General features: G+C 71.6%; 16 protein-coding genes. 9 read left to right on the top strand and 7 right to left on the bottom strand.

Going from position 1 to position 17,594, the window contains the following annotated elements:
* The first annotated feature begins 50 nt into the window (after nt 1–50).
* Nucleotides 51–1,100 carry a M4 family metallopeptidase gene (locus DEJ27_RS06645; protein ID WP_110859259.1) on the top strand — a complete coding sequence of 350 codons (1,050 nt, stop codon included), beginning with the start codon at nt 51–53 and terminating at the stop codon, nt 1,098–1,100.
* Nucleotides 1,101–1,129: 29 nt separating this feature from the next.
* Entirely contained in the window at nt 1,130–1,399 is a 270-nt protein-coding gene (locus DEJ27_RS06640) for a protealysin inhibitor emfourin (protein WP_110859258.1), read from the top strand.
* Nucleotides 1,400–1,549: 150 nt separating this feature from the next.
* Here DEJ27_RS06640 and DEJ27_RS06635 read toward each other — a convergent pair whose 3' ends face one another.
* From DEJ27_RS06635 to DEJ27_RS06625, 3 genes are all read right to left on the bottom strand, one after another.
* On the bottom strand, nt 1,550–3,793 hold the full coding sequence (locus tag DEJ27_RS06635; RefSeq protein WP_258369816.1) for an ATP-binding domain-containing protein: 2,244 nt from the start codon (nt 3,791–3,793) through the stop codon (nt 1,550–1,552).
* Between the two features lie 78 nt (nt 3,794–3,871).
* A complete protein-coding gene (locus tag DEJ27_RS06630) occupies nt 3,872–4,708 on the bottom strand; it encodes an aldo/keto reductase (RefSeq protein WP_110859256.1) in 837 nt (278 codons plus the stop codon).
* Nucleotides 4,708–5,079: an FKBP-type peptidyl-prolyl cis-trans isomerase gene (locus DEJ27_RS06625; protein WP_110859255.1), complete on the bottom strand. Its 372-nt coding sequence runs from the start codon at nt 5,077–5,079 to the stop codon at nt 4,708–4,710. Before DEJ27_RS06625 ends, DEJ27_RS06630 begins: the two co-directional genes overlap by 1 nt.
* A gap of 69 nt (nt 5,080–5,148) precedes the next feature.
* On the opposite strand from DEJ27_RS06625, the gene DEJ27_RS06620 reads away from it, so the two are divergent.
* Together DEJ27_RS06620 and DEJ27_RS06615 are read left to right on the top strand one after the other, a co-directional pair.
* Nucleotides 5,149–6,468: an MFS transporter gene (locus tag DEJ27_RS06620; protein WP_110859254.1), complete on the top strand. Its 1,320-nt coding sequence runs from the start codon at nt 5,149–5,151 to the stop codon at nt 6,466–6,468.
* Nucleotides 6,469–6,680: 212 nt separating this feature from the next.
* A complete protein-coding gene (locus DEJ27_RS06615) occupies nt 6,681–7,766 on the top strand; it encodes a YihY/virulence factor BrkB family protein (protein WP_110859253.1) in 1,086 nt (361 codons plus the stop codon).
* Nucleotides 7,767–7,799: 33 nt separating this feature from the next.
* On the opposite strand, the gene DEJ27_RS06610 is transcribed toward DEJ27_RS06615, so the two are convergent.
* The 3 genes from DEJ27_RS06610 to DEJ27_RS06600 form a co-directional block, all read right to left on the bottom strand.
* Nucleotides 7,800–9,260: an aspartate ammonia-lyase gene (locus DEJ27_RS06610; protein WP_258367025.1), complete on the bottom strand. Its 1,461-nt coding sequence runs from the start codon at nt 9,258–9,260 to the stop codon at nt 7,800–7,802.
* 944 nt (nt 9,261–10,204) lie between these two features.
* A complete protein-coding gene (locus tag DEJ27_RS06605) occupies nt 10,205–10,501 on the bottom strand; it encodes a hypothetical protein (RefSeq protein ID WP_110859251.1) in 297 nt (98 codons plus the stop codon).
* The gene (locus DEJ27_RS06600) at nt 10,501–11,757 is read right to left on the bottom strand and encodes an inorganic phosphate transporter (RefSeq protein WP_111090539.1); all 1,257 of its coding nucleotides are present in this window, start codon (nt 11,755–11,757) and stop codon (nt 10,501–10,503) included. Before DEJ27_RS06600 ends, DEJ27_RS06605 begins: the two co-directional genes overlap by 1 nt.
* A 115-nt stretch (nt 11,758–11,872) precedes the next feature.
* On the opposite strand from DEJ27_RS06600, the gene DEJ27_RS06595 reads away from it, so the two are divergent.
* The 3 genes from DEJ27_RS06595 (at nt 11,873) to DEJ27_RS06585 (ending at nt 15,625) form a co-directional block, all read left to right on the top strand.
* A complete protein-coding gene (locus DEJ27_RS06595) occupies nt 11,873–13,561 on the top strand; it encodes a sodium:proton antiporter (RefSeq protein ID WP_110859250.1) in 1,689 nt (562 codons plus the stop codon).
* Nucleotides 13,562–13,790: 229 nt separating this feature from the next.
* Nucleotides 13,791–15,179 (top strand): ABC transporter permease, encoded by a 1,389-nt coding sequence (locus DEJ27_RS06590; RefSeq protein WP_110859249.1) that lies wholly within the window; start codon nt 13,791–13,793, stop codon nt 15,177–15,179.
* A gap of 158 nt (nt 15,180–15,337) precedes the next feature.
* Nucleotides 15,338–15,625, top strand: coding sequence for a hypothetical protein (locus DEJ27_RS06585; RefSeq protein WP_027464737.1), 288 nt, complete (start codon nt 15,338–15,340; stop codon nt 15,623–15,625).
* A gap of 38 nt (nt 15,626–15,663) precedes the next feature.
* On the opposite strand, the gene DEJ27_RS06580 is transcribed toward DEJ27_RS06585, so the two are convergent.
* A complete protein-coding gene (locus tag DEJ27_RS06580; RefSeq protein ID WP_181420004.1) occupies nt 15,664–16,188 on the bottom strand; it encodes an 8-oxo-dGTP diphosphatase in 525 nt (174 codons plus the stop codon).
* A gap of 64 nt (nt 16,189–16,252) precedes the next feature.
* On the opposite strand from DEJ27_RS06580, the gene DEJ27_RS06575 reads away from it, so the two are divergent.
* Both DEJ27_RS06575 and DEJ27_RS06570 read left to right on the top strand, forming a co-directional pair.
* Entirely contained in the window at nt 16,253–16,603 is a 351-nt protein-coding gene (locus DEJ27_RS06575; protein ID WP_027464736.1) for a tryptophan synthase subunit alpha, read from the top strand.
* A 76-nt stretch (nt 16,604–16,679) separates the two neighbouring features.
* On the top strand, nt 16,680–17,570 hold the full coding sequence (locus DEJ27_RS06570; RefSeq protein WP_111090538.1) for an aminodeoxychorismate lyase: 891 nt from the start codon (nt 16,680–16,682) through the stop codon (nt 17,568–17,570).
* Nucleotides 17,571–17,594 lie beyond the last annotated feature (24 nt).

Raw genomic sequence — 17,594 nt, 5'->3', positions numbered from 1 at the left:
GGAGACGGCCCGCGCAGGACCGTGTCGGTGCCCGGTGGTTGCATGTGCGCATGACCGCGACCGACCGCATCCGCTCCGTCGTCCCGCCCTACCTGCTCCGCGCCGTCGCCGACGCCCAGGCATTCCCCCGGGCGGCCTCGGCGGCACGCACCGCACTGGCCTCGCTCGACGCCGTGCAGGCGCCGAAGCACGAGCACCTGGTCGCACCGCGCGGCGTCAGCGGTGCCGTCGACCGCTCCCCGCAGCGGACGATCACCGACGCGCACGGCACCACGACGCTGCCCGGCACCGTCGTCCGGCGCGAGGGCGACGCCGACTCCGGTGACGCCGCGGTCGACGAGGCCTACGCGGGCCTGGGCGCCACGCACGCCTTCTGGCTCGAGGTCTTCGAGCGGGTGTCGATCGACGGTGCCGGACTCCCCCTCGACGCGACCGTGCACTACGGCCAGGATTACGACAACGCCTACTGGGACGGCAGCCGGATGGTGTTCGGCGACGGCGACGACGAGGTGTTCCGCCGCTTCACCGTCGCGCTCGACGTCATCGGCCACGAGCTCGCGCACGGCGTCACGCAGTACACCGCCGACCTGACCTACCAGGGCCAGTCGGGCGCCCTCAACGAGTCGATCAGCGACGTCTTCGGCTCCCTGGTCGCCCAGTACGCGGCGGGGCAGACGGCGGAGCAGGCGAGCTGGCTCATCGGCGAGGGGCTGTTCACCGACGCCGTGCAGGGCGACGCGCTCCGGTCGATGCGCGCCCCCGGTACCGCGTACGACGACCCGGTGCTCGGGAAGGACCCGCAACCGGCGACCATGGACGGGTTCGTCGTCACCACCGACGACGCCGGCGGCGTCCACACGAACTCCGGCATCCCGAACCACGCGTTCTTCCTGGTGGCCACGGCCATCGGCGGCCCCGCCTGGCTGGGCGCCGGTGCCGTCTGGTGGGACGCCCTGACGTCGCCCGAGGTGACTGCCTCGGTCGACTTCGCGGGCTTCGCCACCGTCACCGTCGACGCGGCCGGGCGACGGTTCGGGGACGGCTCCGCCGAGCAGACCGCGGTGCGTCAGGCCTGGCAGCGGGTGGGCGTGCTCGACTGATCGCGCCACCCGGGCGTAGCGTCGGGGGCATGCGCATCGAGGTCCGCCGCTCCGGTGGCTTCGCCGGCACCACACGGCGCTGGCGGGTCGACACCGACACGAGCGGCGACCCCACGGCGTGGTCCGACGTCGTCGATGCGCTGCAGCGCACCCCGGCGCCGACGGCACCGCCCGTCCCCGACGACTTCAACTGGACGATCACCGTCGAGCGCACCACCGTGACGATCCCGGGTCGCCGCCTCGACGGTCCGTGGGCCGACCTGGTCGCGCGTGTGCGCTCCGAGGGCGACCCGACCTGAGCCGGGAGGCCCGTGGCGGGCCCGCACCGGGCCTCCTGTCCGCCCCGCGGTGACGCCACCACCCATCGATCGTGCGCAGGAACGGTCGCGTGGGACCGGCGGGCCCGACCGTTCCTGCTCACGAAGCGCGCGGGGACGCGCACACGACCGTCAGTCGACGTCGATGACCGTCAGGCGACGGGTCGGACGCGTCATCGCGACGTACACCGCGGCGGCGGCACGGGCGGCATCGGCCCCCACGCCGTCCGGGTCGACGAGCAGCACGCCGTCGAACTCCAGGCCCTTGGCGTCCGCACCCGTCAGCACCGTGAGCGAGCCGGCGTTCGGCGAGGCGAGCCCCCGGACGTCCGCCTCGGTGCGGGCGAGCCGCTGCCGGATCGTGTCGACCTGGGACTCGGGGACGATGACGCCGATGGTGCCGGAGCCGATCCGGGCACGCTCGGCGTCGGCGACCGCCACGACGGTGTCGAGCAGGTCGGCCCGGGCGACGCGGACGCGCTCGACGGGGTCGCCGTCGCGCACGGCCTCGTTGCGGGTGACCGTGAGGCCGGCGCTGTCCGCGAAGGCCCCGGCGGCCTCGACGATGGAGCGCGGGGTGCGGTAGTTCACCGTGAGCTGCTCGATGCGGTGGTCGAGCGGCACCTGCGGCGCACGGCCGCGGCGGCGACGCGCGAGCGCTCCGATGACGTCGTCCCAGGTGCGTGCGGCACCCGGCGAGGAACCCTGCGCCATGTCGCCGACGATCGTGAACGAGCGCAGCGGGTTGCGGCGGGCGAGCACGCGCCACTGCATCGGCGACAGCTCCTGCGCCTCGTCGACGACGATGTGCCCGTAGGTCCACTCGCGGTCGTCGGCGGCGCGCTCGGCCGTGGAGCGGGGGTCGCCGCCCTCGGCGAACGAGCCGGCGACCTGCTCGGCGCTGACGATGCCCTCGACACCCATGTTCTCGATGGCCTGGCGGGCGTTCTCGACGTCGCGGTTCCGGCTGGCCTTCGCCGCGCGCTTGGCGGCGCCGCCGGTCGGGTCGAACGGGCCGAGCAGTTCGGCGGCCTCGTCGAGCAGGGGGACGTCCTCGACGGTCCAGGCCGTGCCGCGGGCGCGCTGCAGCAGGGCACGGCGTTCCGGGGTCCAGTCGGGGGTGAGCGAGGCGAGCCAGTTCGGCCGGGCGTAGAGGTCCTCGAGGAACTTCTCCGGCGGCAACGGCAACCACGCGGTGTTGAGCAGCACCCGGGCGTCGTACGAACTCCGGATGTCCTCGCGCAGGACCTTCGCGTCGGCCTCGTCCACCGTGGTACCGCGCTCCCGCAGCTGCTCGGCGAGCAGGCGGGTCATCGCGTCGAGGGCGATCTTGTTGAACGTGACGCGGGCGGCGTTGTGCGGCTTGCCGCGGTCCTGCGCACGCTTCATCGCGTCGGCGACGAGCTGCGGCGGGACGACGAGCCGCTCGCCCTCGATGTCGAGCGTGACCGACTCGGTCGGCACGACCTGGCGCGAGCGCACCGCGCGGCGCAGGAGCGACGCCGTCTGCGCGGCACCCTTCACGGCGGCGACGTCGCGGGTGTCGTGCGTCGTCGCGTGCACGCCCGGGTAGAGCGAGCCGAGCGACGCCATCACGACACCGGTCTCGCCGAGCGACGGGAGCACCTGCTCGATGTACGTCAGGAACGCCGGAGACGGACCGACCATGAGCACGCCGGATCCCCGCAGCCGCTCGCGGTACGAGTAGAGCAGGTAGGCGGCCCGGTGCAGCGCCACGGCGGTCTTGCCGGTGCCGGGGCCACCCTGCACGATGAGCACGCCCTCGAGCGGGGAGCGGATGATGCGGTCCTGCTCGCCCTGGATCGTCGCGACGATGTCGGTCATCCGGCCGGTGCGCTCGGCGGTGACCGCGGCGAGCAGCGCTCCCTCGCCCTGCAGGTGGGTGCGCTCGTCGTCGTAGAGCGAGGCGTCGAACACCTCGTCCTCGACGCCGACCACCCGTCGACCCTGCAGGGACAGGTGCCGGCGGGACCGCATGCCCATCGGGTGCGCGGCGGTGGCCTGGTAGAAGGCACTGGCGCCGGGGACGCGCCAGTCGAGCAGCAGCGGCCGGTGCTCGGCGTCGCGCAGTCCCACGCGGCCGATGTACCGGAAGGTGTCGTCGGAGTTGTCGGGCTCGGCGACCTCGAGCCGGCCGAAGACCAGGCGGTCGCCCACCCGCTCGAGCGTCGCGACGGTGTCCTCGTAGAGCCGCGCGTACGCGTCGCGCTCGCTGCGGCTCTGGTGGTTCCCGCCGACCGCCTGTCGGCGGGTCTCGGCGAGGCGCTGCTCGGCCTCGGCGGTCAGCTCGTCGAGACGACGGAAGAGGCCGTCGACGTAGCCGCGTTCACGGTCGATCTCGGTCGGTTCGGACACACGCAACCCTTCGGGAAGAGGGGGAACCAGTGTACTGCCCACCGGGAGCCCCGCTGTCCCCGAAGGGTCGCGTCGGAGTCACATCTCTTCGTGTGTGTCCGGGTCGCCGTCCCACAGGCGACCGCGCTCGAGCGCGGAGATCGCCTGCACCTCGTCGTCGGTCAGCTCGAAGCCGAAGACGTCGAGGTTCTCCTTCTGGCGGGCGGCGTCGCCCGACTTCGGCACCGGCACGGCACCGAGCTGGACGTGCCAGCGCAGCACGACCTGGCCGGGGGCCACACCGTGCGCGGCGGCGGCGTCGACGATCGGCTGCTCGGTGAGCAGTTCCGACCGCTTCGCGAGCGGGCTCCAGCTCTCGGTCACGATGCCGAGCTCCTGGTGCACCTTCCGCAGTTCCGCCTGGGGGAAGTACGGGTGCAGCTCCACCTGGTTGACGGCCGGGGCGACCCCGGTGGCGTCGACGATCCGGCGGAGGTGCTCCGGCGTGAAGTTCGAGACGCCGATCGAGCGGACCTTGCCGCTGTCACGGAGGTCGACGAACGCCTTCCAGGTGTCGACGAACTTGTCCACCGACGGGTTCGGCCAGTGGATCAGGTACAGGTCGACGTGGTCGAGCCCCAGGTTGCCGAGGGTCTCGTCGATCGAGCGGTGTGCCTCGTCGTAGCCGTGGTGCCGGCCGGGCAGCTTCGACGTGACGACGAGGTCCTCGCGTGCCACCTCGGACTCGCGGACGGCGCGGCCGACGGCGTCCTCGTTGCCGTAGTTCAGCGCCGTGTCGAGCAGCCGGTAGCCGCTCGTGATCGCGGTGCCGACCGCCGCCGCGCCCTCGTCGCCGTTCAGGCCGTAGGTGCCGAGGCCGAGCTCCGGGAACCGGTGGCCGTCGTTCAGCTCGATCGTCGGGGCGCCGACCTGCATCAGCGGACCCCGAGCAGGTCGATCACGAAGATAAGGGTCTTGCCGGACAGGAAGTGGCCACCGCCGGCGGGTCCGTAGGCGAGCTCCGGCGGGACGACGAGCTTGCGTCGGCCGCCGACCTTCATGCCGGGGATGCCCTCCTGCCAGCCGCGCACCAGGGCCGCGAGCGGGAAGTCGATGGGCTCGCCGCGGTTCCAGGAGCTGTCGAACTCCTCGCCGGTCTCGTACTCGACGCCGGCGTAGTGGACCTTGACGGTCGAGCCGGACGACGCTTCCTCGCCGGAGCCCTCGACGATGTCGGTGATGACGAGCTCGGTGGGGGCGGGGCCCTCGGGGGCGTCGAACTCGGGCTTGCTGTTCAGGTCAGTCATGCCGATCAGTCAACCAGAGCGCGCACCGGGCACGCGCAACGAGCGTCCAGCCCGCAGAATGGTTCCACCGTGACACCATCGACTCCCGCACCGCCGCGCCGCCGCCTGCTCGCCGACCTCACCCCGCTCCGCCGCTCCCCCGCCTTCGCCCGGCTGTGGGCCGGCACCGCGATCGCCGGCATCGGTACCCAGATGACCACCGTCGCCGTCGGGCTCGAGGTCTACGAGATCACCCGCTCGACCTTCGCCGTGGCCCTGGTGGGTGTCATCGCGCTCGTGCCGATGATCGTCGCCGGCCTGTACGGCGGCATGCTCGCGGACGCCTTCGACCGACGCCTCGTCGCGCTCGTGTCGTCGATGATCGCGTGGGTCGCCGTCGCCCTGATCGCCACGCACGCCTGGCTCGACCTGCACAGCGTCGCACTGCTCTACGTGCTCGCGACGGTCAACGCCGTGGCCGCCACCGTCAGCAACGCCTCCCGCTCCGCCATCGTCCCGCGGCTCGTCGGCACCGACCTGCTGCCCGCGGCGAGCGCCCTGGGCGGGATCGCGTCGGGGTTCCAGGTCACCGTCGGTCCGGCGATCGCGGGCGTGCTCATCGCGAGCGTCGGGTTCGCGCCGACCTACACGATCGACGTCGTGCTCTTCACGTTCGCGTTCCTCGGGGTGTTCACGCTGCCCCGGATGGCCGCCGACCACGACGCACTGCGGCCCGGGCTCGGCTCGCTCATCGAGGGCGCGAAGTTCCTGCGGCGGTCACGCAACATCACGATGACGTTCGTGCTCGACATCGTCGCGATGACCTTCGGGCAGCCGCGTGTGCTGTTCCCCGCGATCGGCGCGCTCGTCATCGGCGGTGGGTCGATCACCGTCGGGACCCTGACCGCCGCGTACGCGATCGGGGCGCTGCTGTCGAGCGTGTTCTCCGGGCCGCTCGGGCACGTCCGACGCCAGGGTGAGGCCGTCGGCTGGGCCATCACCGCGTACGGCGGCGCGATCGCGGCGTTCGGTGTGGTCATCGCGCTGGCGCACGTGCTCGGCGGCCGCTCGGGCGAGGCGTTCGGCGTCGAGATCCTGCCGGCACTCGGGCTCGCGGCGCTGTTCCTGGCGATGGCCGGCGGCGCGGACAACGTCAGCTCGGTGTTCCGGAACACGATCCTGCAGGCGGCGTCGCCGGACGGCATGCGCGGTCGGCTGCAGGGCATCTTCATCGTGGTGGTCACGGGCGGCCCGCGGCTCGGCGACCTGTACGCCGGCCTGGTCGTCGCGGCCGGCATCGCGTACCCGCCGGTCATCGGCGGCGTGCTCATCATCGGCCTCGTCGCGCTGCTCCTCCGGATGGTCCCGTCGTTCCGCCGCTACGACGCGCTGCACCCCCACGCCAACTGACAGGCGGTGCGGTGCGGTCGGGTCGCCTCGACTCGCCTCGCCGAGACTCGGCTACGCGGACAGTTCCGCGGCCGAACGCGCGGGAGACTGTCCGCCGGGGCGAGACTCGGCTACGCGGGCTGCGGGTGGGACGCGACCACCCCAGGACCGGAGGCGCGAGGCGGGCCCGCACCGCGCCTCCAGGACCGCACGTGTCGGGTACCGTACGACACATGCCGGACAGCGCATCGCGCGACCTCCAGCGGACCGGAGTCCGTGCCGTCGTCCGGCGCACCTACCACTCGGTCATCCGGCACCGCGTCGTCGACGCGGCCGCGTCGCTGACGTTCTTCGCCCTGCTCACGGTCTTCCCGACCGCATTGGCGGTCGTGTCGGCGCTGTCGATCGTCGACCGCAAGGGCGACAGCCTGACGGACATCGTCCAGGTCCTCGGGTTCATCGTCAGGCCGGAGACCGCCGAGCACCTCGAGGGGCCGCTCCGGCAGCTGCTGACCCTGGACAACCCCTGGCTCGGGTTCACGATCGGCGTCGTGCTGACGCTCTGGTCACTGTCCGGCTACGCGACGGCGTTCGGACGGGCGATGAACACCGCCTACGAGGTCGAGGAGGGCCGGCGGATCTGGAAGTTCCGCAGCATGATGCTCCTCGTCACGCTGCTCGTCATGGTCGGCGGCGCCGTCGCCATCGTCATCCTGCTCGGCACGCCGACGATCTCCGAGGCCGTCATCCGACAGCTCGGGTGGGCGCCCTGGATCGACGACGTGTGGAACGTGGTGAAGTGGCCGGTGCTCGCGGCCGACCTCGTCGTCATGGTGGCGGTGCTCTACTACGCGACGCCGAACGTGAAGACCCCGCAGCTGCGGTGGGTGTCGGCCGGTGCCGCGTTCGCGATCGTGACCTGGGCCGTCGCCACGGTGGGGTTCGCGCTCTACGTGGAGACCCTCGGTGGCGGGAACCGCGCCTACGGGTGGCTCGGTGGCGCGATCCTGCTGCTCGTGTACCTGTACATCTCGAACTTCGTGCTCGTGGTCGGCGGGGAGCTCGACTCCGAGGTGATCCGGATGCGGCAACTGCTCGCAGGCATCGAGGCGGACGAGTCGATCCGGCTGCCGCTGCGGGACGTCACGCGGAACTTCACGCTCGCGCGCTGGCGGGACCAGGACATCGCGGCCGCGCAGCACGTCCGGGCCGAGGCCGCGCGGGTGGCCGAGGAAGAGGACGCCGAGCCGACCCCGGGCGAGGAGCACCTGCGGGCGCTGGCGCAGCAGGTGCGGGTGGGCGAGCGGCCGCTGCCGTGACGGGTGGGTGCGTGGGCCCGCGGGCGCCCCGCGTCAGCGCTTGCGCGCCTCGGCGTCCAGCATCTCCTCGGTGATGATCGGGATCGCGCCCGTCGCCAGCTCGATGCCCGACAGCCGCGCCGGGCTGAGCACCCGCATGACCTGGTCCTCCTCCATCAGCCCCGCGGCCACGACGAGCGTCGAGATCGGCGTCGAGGTGGTCAGCGCCGTGTGCGCGATGGACGCCGCCGCGGCGTACCCGATGTACGGCGTGAGCGCGGTGACGACGCCGACGTTCGTGTCGACCTGGGCCGCGAGCTTCGCCTCGTTCGCCTCGATGCCGACGACGCAGTGCTCACGCAGGGTCGCGCAGCCGCGGGACATCCACTGCAGTGACTGCAGGATCGAGTGGGCGATGATCGGCTCGAAGGCGTTGAGCTGCAGCTGCCCGCTCTCCGCCGCCATCGTCACGGTGGTGTCGGCCCCGGCGACCGCGTAGGCGATCTGGTTCACGACCTCGGGGATCACCGGGTTGACCTTGCCCGGCATGATCGACGAGCCGGCCTGGCGAGCCGGCAGGGTGATCTCGCCGAGACCCGCCTGCGGACCGGACGACAGCAGCCGCAGGTCGTTGCAGATCTTCGAGAGCTTCGCGGCGCTGCGCTTCACGGTGCCGGACAGGGTCATGAACGCACCGGCGTCGCTCGTCGCCTCGATGAGGTCGGGGGCGGTGACGACGTCGATGCCGCTCGCCTCCTGCAGCTGCCGACGGACCTCGTCACGGTAGAGCGGGTCCGCGGTGATCCCGGTGCCGATCGCCGTCGCGCCCAGGTTCATCTCGGCGAGCAGCGGCATCACCTTGCGGAGCAGGTCCGCGTCCTCCTGGATCGTGTGCGAGAAGCCGGTGAACTCCTGCCCGAGGGTCATCGGCACCGCGTCCTGCAACTGCGTCCGGCCCACCTTCAGCACGTCGGCGAAGGCGCGGCCCCGCTCGGCGAACGCCGCGGAGAGCTCTTCGAGCTGCACGATCAGACGGCGGACGCCGAAGATCATCGCGATCTTGATGCTCGTCGGGTACGTGTCGTTCGTCGACTGGCTGCGGTTCACGTGGTCGATCGGGTGCAGGTACGCGTAGTCGCCCCGCTCCCGTCCGAGGAGTTCGAGCGCCCGGTTCGCGAGCACCTCGTTCGTGTTCATGTTCGTGCTCGTCCCCGCACCGCCCTGCACGACGTCGACGACGAACTGCTCGCGGAGGGCCCCGTCGCGGACCTCCTGCGCCGCGCGGTCGATCGCATCGGCGCGCTCCTCGTCGAGGACACCGATCGCCCGGTTCGCCCGCGCCGCAGCCTGCTTCACCGTGACGAGCGCCTCGATGAGGTCCGGGTACACGGCGATCGGAACGGAGGTGATCGGGAAGTTCTCCAGTGCCCGCAACGTGTTGATGCCCCAGTACGCGTCGTTCGGGACCTCCCGTGATCCCAGCGAGTCGCTCTCGGTCCGCGTCGTCGTCGTCACAGGTGCCTCCTCGTTGCCGGTCACACGTCGAGGCTAGTCCCGTCCGTCCGGCCGGTCCGGGAACGCGCCGGGGCTGGTGGGACCGGCGGCGTTCCTGCGCGAGCGGGCGGAATACCGGGGTCGCCTCGGCACCGCACGCGGGCGTTTCGCCCGCTCGCCACGCGACGGCCTGGAGGCCCGGTGCCAGGCCGCCACGGGCCTCCCGTCGCTTCGTGAGCAGAAGATGTCGGGTCCCAGACGGCGACCCGACATCTTCTGCTCACCGAACGCGCCGCCTGCGCGAGCGGGCGGAACACCGGGGTCGCCTCCGCAACGCACGCGGGCATTTCGCCCGCTCGCCACGCGACGGCCTGGAGGCCCGGTGCCAACCCGCCACGGGCCTCCCGTCCGACCCGCGGTCACGCCCGGCCGCGAGCGGGCGAAAGACCGGGGTGCCCGCGCGCGAAGACGCGGGCATTTCGCCCGCTCGCGCCAGGGGCGCACGCCCGAGGTGGGCGCCCTCACACTTCGTGAGCGGAACGGGTCGGGCCGCCGACCGCGACCCGACATCTCCTGCTCACCAAGAACGCCCCGCCCGCGCGAGCGGGCGGAATACCGGGGTTGCCTCCGCAGCGCACCGCGGCATTTCGCCCGCTCGCCACGCGACGGCCTGGAGGCCCGGTGCCAAGCCGCCACGGGCCTCCCGTCCGACCCGCGGTCACGCCCCGCCGCGAGCGGGCGAAAGACCGGGGTGCAAGCGCGCGAAGGCGCGGGCATTTCGCCCGCTCGCACCGTGCTCACGCCTGGGCGCCCTCGCGCACACGTCGTGAGCAGAACGGGTCGGCTCGCAGACCGCGACCCGGCCGCTTCTGCTCCCGAAGTGCGCAGTTCGAGCAGCGGACGCAGAAGACGCCGGGTCGCGAGGGGCGACCCGGCGTCTTCTGCTCACCCGGTGAGCGTGCCCGTCAGTGGAACTGCGGGACGATGAGGTAGATGCCGTAGAGCACGACGGCGCCGCACACGACGAAGCACGCGATGGCCGCGGCACGGAGCGCACGTGCGGCCGCCGAGGCTCCGGCCGGGTTCGGGAAGCCGGCGGTGGCCGGGCCGATCGTGCCGTCGTCCTTCACGGTGAACTTGCCTTCGCGGGTGTCGGCGGCGCTCCAGAAACGGAGGCCGACCGAGTACACGGCGACGACGAAGCACGACGAGACCACGGCGACGAGCGCCACGGTGAGGAATGCGAACCAGTCGATGCCCATCAGCGACGGCCTCCCTTGCGGGCCGCCATGCGACGGAGCGTGCGCTCGCGGCTCAGTTCGGCGCGACGCTGGGCGACCGCGTCGGCACGCTTCTTGCGCTGCATGTCACGCAGCTCCTTGCGGGTCAGGACCGCGTTCGCGGCGACGTCGACCTCGATCGCGGAGGCCTGCTCGTGCGGCTTGCGGAGCGACCACAGGTACAGGCCGAGGATGACGACGGCTCCGATCACGGCGTCGAGCACGAGCCCGATGACGCCGAGGCGGGCGATGCCCGAGGCGACCGCACCGACCGCGGCGGCCGCGGGCAGGGTGATGAACCAGGCGATGACGATCTTGCCGGCGGTCGACCACTGGATCTTCGAGCCACGACGGCCGAGCCCGGCACCGATGATGGACCCCGAGGACACCTGCGTGGTCGACAGCGCGAAGCCGAGGTGGCTGGAGGCGAGGATCGTCGCGGCGGTCGAGGCCTCGGCGGCGAAGCCCTGCGTCGCACGGATCTCGGTGATGCCCGAGCCGAGGGTGCGGATGATGCGCCAACCGCCGGTGTAGGTACCGAGGGCGATCGCGAGGGCACAGGCGACGACGACCCAGAACTGCACGCCCTGGTTCGACGGCTGCGCGCCCGAGGCGATGAGGGTCAGCGTGATGACACCCATCGTCTTCTGCGCGTCGTTGGTGCCGTGTGCCAGGGACACCATCGAGCTGGTGAAGACCTGCCCGATGCGGAACCCGCCGCGCTCGTTCGGGAACACCGGACGCTTCGTGATCCGGTACGCGATGCGCGTCGACAGGAACGACACGAGCGCGGCAATCACGGGCGAGGCGAACGCCGGGATGATCACGACCGTCAGCAGCGCGACGTAGTTGACCGACTGGAACCCGGCGCCGACGATCGCGGCACCGATCAGCCCGCCGAACAGTGCGTGCGACGACGACGACGGCAGCCCACGGAGCCACGTGATCATGTTCCAGACGACTGCCCCGATCAGGCCCGCGAAGATCATCTCCGGGCTGATGGCGACGCCACCGGGCCCCTCGTTGATCAACCCGTGCGAGATCGACGTCGCCACGGCGGTGCTGAGGAACGCACCGACCAGGTTGAGCACCGCAGCGACGGTGACCGCCACCTTGGGCTTCATGGCGCCGGTCGCGATCGGGGTCGCCATCGCGTTGGCGGTGTCGTGAAAACCGTTTGTGAAGTCGAAGAAGAGGGCCAACGCGATGACCAGGACGACTATGAGTGTGATGTCCACCGCGGGCAAGTGTCCCAGGCGTCGGCCCTTCGAGCAAACCTGATCGGCAACCTGTCGTTCACCGCAGCTTCACGCTCGTTCAGCTTCGGAACCATGCCGATGGGAGAATGCGTCCATGGACACCGCTGAGCTCCTCATCCTGCTGATCGGATCGCTCGCGGTGACGGGGTTCGCCCGGGCCAAGGGACTCCCCGCTCCACTGCTCGTCACGGCGGTCGCCCTGGCCGCCTCGTTCCTGCCCGGGCTGCCGCCGATGGAGATCGACTCCGAGGTCATCCTCACGGTGATCCTGCCGCCGCTGCTCTACTCGGCCGCCCTCGACGTGTCGTGGCAGAGCTTCCGCGGCTCGATCAAGCAGATCCGACGGCTCGGCATCTTCCTGGTGATCGTCACCGCCCTGGTCGTCGGCGGGGTGGCGTACCTGCTCATCCCGGACATGACCCTGCCTGCGGCGATCCTGCTCGGCGCGATCGTCGCGCCGCCGGACGCCGTGTCCGCCGCCGCGATCGGTCGGAAGCTCGGACTGCCCCGGCGCGTCATGACCGTGCTGTCCGGCGAGAGCCTGATCAACGATGCGGCCTCGCTGACCCTGGTGCGGGTGTTCACGCTCATCATCGCGGGCACGTCACTGACGATCTGGCAGGACCTCGGCATCTTCGGCTTGGCGATCGGCGTCGGTCTGGTCGTCGGCATCGTGCTCGGCGTCGTCGTGCACTGGATCCGGATGCGCATCAACGACCCCGTGGTCGAGACGATCATGAGCATCCTGCTGCCCTTCGTCGCCTACATCCTCGCCGAGGACCTGTCCGGCTCCGGGGTCATCGCGGTCGTCACGGCCGGCCTGTACATCGGCTACAACTCGCCCAAGGAGGGCTACGCCACCCGACTGCAGGAGCGTCCGCTCTGGACGAGCATCGACGTCATCCTCGAGGGCTTCGTGTTCGCGCTCATCGGCCTGCAGCTCAACACCGTCGTGCAGGACCTGGTCGAGAGCGAGCGGAGTCTCGGGCAGACGCTCACCGCTGCGGCCGTCGTGCTCGTCGTCGTGATCCTGGTGCGGCCGCTGTTCGTGTTCGAGTCCTACGCGCGCAACCGCATCAACGGGAAGTGGCTCCGGCCGCTGCGGATCAAGCTGTCCCGAGGACACCCGTCGCTGCGGTGGATGCGCGGTTCCGCCGAGCCGAAGCTCAACTGGCGGGAGCTCACCGTCATCTCGTGGACGGGCATGCGCGGTGTGGTGACCCTGGCGGCTGCGGTGTCCGTCGTCGCGAGCCCCACGCAGATCCCGGCGCAGGACACGATCTTCATCATCGCCTTCTTCGTCACCGTCGGCACCCTGCTGCTGCAGGGACTCACCCTGCCGTTCGTCATCCGCGCGCTCAAGGTGCAGGACCCGGCCGAGGGCGAGGAGGACGTGCGCAGCGAGATGCGGCTCAACCAGCGCACCACCGAGGCCGCGATCGAGCTGCTCGAGAAGCGGCGTCCGGCGTGGGCGAAGCAGTACGGCTCGGAAGCCGTCGACTCGGTGGTGAACCGGCTGAAGGCGCGACTCGAGCGTCAGGCCGAGACGTTCCGTCAGGACGCCGAGGAAGAAGAGGACGAGGGGCGGAACGTCGCACTGCGCCTGCGTGGCTCGCAGATCCAGGACATCCGGCGCGAGCTCCTCGACCGCCGCCGCGAGATCGTGCTCGAGGAGCGGGAGAAGGGGAACCTCGACGAGGAGGTCATGCGCCGTGTGCTCGTGACCCTCGACGCCGAGGAACTCGCGATGGACTCGGCGCAGGCGTCGCGCAGTCGCTCCTGAGCACCCCGGGCGTATCCTGGCGCTCCGATCGAGAGCAGGAGCAGAGCGCCGAGTGAGCACGCCGCGGAACGACGTCCCCAGGAACGACGACGGACCGGAGCGCCCCGGCGGTTCCCGTCCCACGCCGCCGAAGCCGCGCGGGACCCGCCCCTCGGCACGTGGGACCAAGCCGCGTCGTGGTGGCAAGGTCGCCGGGCACACGCGTTCGGTACCCCGACGACAGGCTCCGGTGCCCGCGCCCCAGCAGCACGGTGCCTACCGCCGGTGGTACTCGACCCTGCACCCGTCGCTGCAGTTGATCGGCCTGCAGCTCTGGATGCCGCTGTTCTTCATCGTCGGGTTCTGCCTGTGCTACGTCTTCGCGTTCCACGCCCCGCATCCGCACGACGTCCCCATCGCCCTGATCGGCAGCGACCCGGCGTTCGTCCAGGCGGTGCAGCAGGCGTTGCCCGGCGAGTTCGTGTTCCACTCGTACGACTCGCTCGCGCAGGCGAAGCGCGACGTGGTGGGCGGCTCGATGGCGGTCGCGTACGACCCCGCTGCGAACGAGTTCTTCAAGGCGAGCGCGCACCAGTTCCAGGTCGCGAGCCTCGTACCGGCCACCCTCACCGCGGTGCTGACCGGCCTGGGCGTCGCGACCCCGAAGGTCACCGAGCTCGCACCCCTGCCGGCGTGGGACGAGTACGGCACCGTCGCGATGTACGTCATGCTCGCGTGGTGCATCGGCGGCTACATGGTCGCGATGTTCATCGGCATCATGGGCGGCCCGCTCCGGCACCGCACACGGATGACGGTCATCGTGGTCGGCGGCCTCGTCATCTCGCTCATCACGAACACGCTCGCCGGGCCGGTGCTCGGTGCCATCCACGGGCACTGGATCCAGCTCGTGCTCATCGCGTGGGGCTGGATCGTGGCGATCGGCCTGGCGGTGAACGGCCTGAGCTACTTCGTCGGCCGGTTCATCGCCGCGCCCGCGATGATCTGTTTCGTCTTCCTGTCCATGCCCTCGTCCGGCGGCGCCTACCCGAAGTGGTTCATGCCCGAGCCCTTCGCCTGGCTGAACAACGTCGTCGTCGGCTCGAGCATGGTCGACATGATCAAGCACCAGGTCTACGGCGTCGGCCCCGGCCCGGCCCGCGGCCTGATCACGATGGCCTGCTACGCCACGGCCGGCCTGGTGCTGATGTACTTCGGCAAGAAGTGGTGGGAGCGCCGACGGATCCGGGCGATCGTCACCGGCAGGACCACGATGTTCCAGGACGCCAACACCGCCAACCGCGAGTTCCTCGGTGGGCAGCGCGACGCCGAGCTCGAGCGCCACGGCCTGACCTCCACCGAGACCGGCACCCTGAGCGTGCTGCGCGACGACGACTGGGAGGACGACCGCACCGGCGGCGACGTCTTCACCGGCGGTCGCGACGGCCTGGAGCCGGACGCGACACCGACCGGTCGCATCGCCGTGCAGCGCCCCGGGGACCGCACCGGCCCGGTGCAACGGCCAGGAGGCGCGGGGACCGGACCGCGCACGCGTCCCGTCCCACGCACCGAGGGCTCCAGGGCGTCGGCTCGGTCCGACACGTCGGACGAGCCGCCGCACGGCCGGCACGCGGACCGGTAGCTCGTTCCTGACGGTCGCACCGCTCGCGCAGACCGACTGCTTGCGCATGTTCCGACAGTGCACCAGTCGAACGACGCGAGTTCTGTCGCATGATGCGCGTGCATCATCCGTGCCGGCACGCGGATCGGTGAGGTGCCGCTGACGCGTATCCTGATCGGATGAACCCGCGCATCACCTGGCACCGCGTCCTCATCACCGTCGTCGTCGTGTTCCTCGTGCTGACGGTCGGCTTCTACGCCGCGAGCGTCCTGCTCGCGCCCGCCGACGGCCGCGGCACCGCCGGGCTGTTCGTCGGGTGGGCGATGTTCTCGATGATCGGCGCGATCGTCGTCGGCATCATCGACTTCTTCGTGCGACCCCTGGGTGGCCGGAGCGGCGACGCCGACGTCATGGCCGCCGCCGAGGAAGCGCGCACCGGCAGCACCCGCACCCAGCAGCCGCGCTAGCCGCTGGCCGCTGGCCGCTGGCCGCTGGCCGCTGGCCGCTAGTCTCCCGCGTCGACGCCGACGCCCGTCCCGGTGAACCCGGCGACCGTCGCGTCGTCCTCGGCGAACGTGAACCGCGCGCGGACGCTGCCGCCGGCGAGCACCCCCGGCAGCCAGTAGCGGGCGTCGTCCCACATCGCGTCGTAGGGCACGGTGTCGACGGGGATCCACCGCGGCTCCAGTTCGTCCGAGCCCGACGGGTCGCCCTGCCAGCGGCGGCAGACGAAGACGTCCGAGACCTGGGACCAGGACGGTCGGTACGGGAACCGGTAGTCCAACGTGCCACGGGCCTCCAGGTCGACCGCGTCGAGCCGCAGGCCGACCTCTTCTCGCACCTCGCGCACGGCGGTCTCGACCGCCGACTCACCGGGCTCGCGCTTGCCGCCGGGGCCGACCAGACGGCCCGTGCCGAGGCCGCGGCGCTTCTCCCCCAGCAGCACCTCGGGGCCTGACTCGCCGTCGCGCAGCAGGTACACGACCACCACCCGGGGATGCTGGGACTTGCTCTCGTCGCGAAGGGTCACGCGTCCAGTGTGACCGATGGAGTGTCGTACGCTTTCCCCATGGCAGGCGTGCTGCGGGGGCACCATGGCTGAGCCCCGCAGGACCGGGCGCAGCCTCGAAGTGCTGCGCGCCGAGGCCGCCGAGGAGATCTCGATGCTCGTCGAGCACCGGAGCCGTCAGGGCGAGGACCCGTGGGAGTTCATGCCGACGCTCCCCACCGTCGACGAGCAGGTCGTGCTGATCCTGCGCGCGGACGCCGTCGACCTGGACGAGGCGATCGGCAAGCGGCACGCGCAGTGGTCGAGCCACCCGGCGTCCGGGCAGGGCACCAGGCTCGGCGAGGAGTACCACCGGCTGCGCCGGATCGCGCTGCAGCACCCCGAGCTGACGCCCGCCGTGTGGAAGCTGCTCGGCGCCCTGCCCGAAGCGGGCTGACGCGCGCGCCGGCGCACGCACGCGCGCACACCGCGGCACCGCGCACGCACGCACCCGCGTGGGGTTGGATGGACGCATGACCGAAACCGTGCTCGCCGTCCTCAACCAGCCCTCCCGCGACGCCGCGCCGCACGACCCCGCGGCCGATGCCTTCACCTGGGCGAAGCCGCTCGAGGAGCACGTGCAGGTGCAGGACCTCGGCGTCACGCGCGGCGACGGCGTGTTCGAGACGATCACGGTGATCGACGGCCGGCCCCAGGCCCTCGAGGCGCACCTCGCCCGCTTCGGCCGCTCCGCCGCGATGCTCGACCTGCCCGCCCCCGACCCGGAGGCCTGGCGCCAGGCCATCGAGGCCGTCTGCGCCCGCCTCGACCCGGTGCGCGAGGCCTTCGCCAAGACCGTCCTGACCCGCGGCGTCGAGGGCACCGACCGCCCGACCGGGTGGGTCTACGCCGCGCCGTCGGGCGACTCCACGGCCGCACGCACCGAGGGCATCTCCGTCGTCGTCCTGGACCGCGGGTACCGGCACGACGTCGAGCGCACCTCGCCGTGGCTGCTGCAGGGCGCGAAGACGCTGTCGTACGGCGTCAACATGGCCGCCCTGCGCGAGGCCGTCCGCCGCGGCGCCGACGACGCCCTGTTCGTCTCGAGCGACGGCTACGTGCTCGAGGGCACGCGCGCCAACCTGATCATGAAGGTCGGCGACCGGCTCGTCACGCCCCGCACCGACATCGGGATCCTGGCCGGCACGACGCAGGCCGACGTGTTCCGCTTCGCTGAGCAGGAGGGCATCGAGACCGCCTACGAACTCGTCACGCTCGCCGACCTGGCGGCGGCGGACGCGCTCTGGCTCGTGTCGAGTGTGCGGCAGGCTGCGCCGATCCGTTCGGTGAACGGCGACGCACGTCCGATCGACGCCGAGCTCACGACGCGCATCAACGACCACCTGCTGGCGCGCGAGGTCTGAGCACACGGCGCCCCCGCCGCGTGC

This window comes from Curtobacterium sp. MCPF17_018 (assembly GCF_003234135.1).
In the GTDB taxonomy this organism is placed as follows: domain Bacteria; phylum Actinomycetota; class Actinomycetes; order Actinomycetales; family Microbacteriaceae; genus Curtobacterium; species Curtobacterium flaccumfaciens.
Note: the sequence above shows the minus strand (reverse complement) of the source record. Positions and strands in the feature narration are given on the sequence as shown.

Excerpts from the sequence above, each read along its gene's own strand:
- DEJ27_RS06570 (WP_111090538.1), top strand. The coding sequence starts at position 16,680 with ATGACCGAAACCGTGCTCGCCGTCCTCAACCAGCCCTCCCGCGACGCC.
- DEJ27_RS06630 (WP_110859256.1), bottom strand. The coding sequence starts at position 4,708 with ATGCAGGTCGGCGCCCCGACGATCGAGCTGAACGACGGCCACCGGTTC.
- DEJ27_RS06615 (WP_110859253.1), top strand. The coding sequence starts at position 6,681 with ATGCCGGACAGCGCATCGCGCGACCTCCAGCGGACCGGAGTCCGTGCC.
- DEJ27_RS06575 (WP_027464736.1), top strand. The coding sequence starts at position 16,253 with ATGGCTGAGCCCCGCAGGACCGGGCGCAGCCTCGAAGTGCTGCGCGCC.
- DEJ27_RS06605 (WP_110859251.1), bottom strand. The coding sequence starts at position 10,501 with ATGGGCATCGACTGGTTCGCATTCCTCACCGTGGCGCTCGTCGCCGTG.
- DEJ27_RS06645 (WP_110859259.1), top strand. The coding sequence starts at position 51 with ATGACCGCGACCGACCGCATCCGCTCCGTCGTCCCGCCCTACCTGCTC.
- DEJ27_RS06595 (WP_110859250.1), top strand. The coding sequence starts at position 11,873 with ATGGACACCGCTGAGCTCCTCATCCTGCTGATCGGATCGCTCGCGGTG.
- DEJ27_RS06585 (WP_027464737.1), top strand. The coding sequence starts at position 15,338 with ATGAACCCGCGCATCACCTGGCACCGCGTCCTCATCACCGTCGTCGTC.
- DEJ27_RS06625 (WP_110859255.1), bottom strand. The coding sequence starts at position 5,079 with ATGACTGACCTGAACAGCAAGCCCGAGTTCGACGCCCCCGAGGGCCCC.
- DEJ27_RS06640 (WP_110859258.1), top strand. The coding sequence starts at position 1,130 with ATGCGCATCGAGGTCCGCCGCTCCGGTGGCTTCGCCGGCACCACACGG.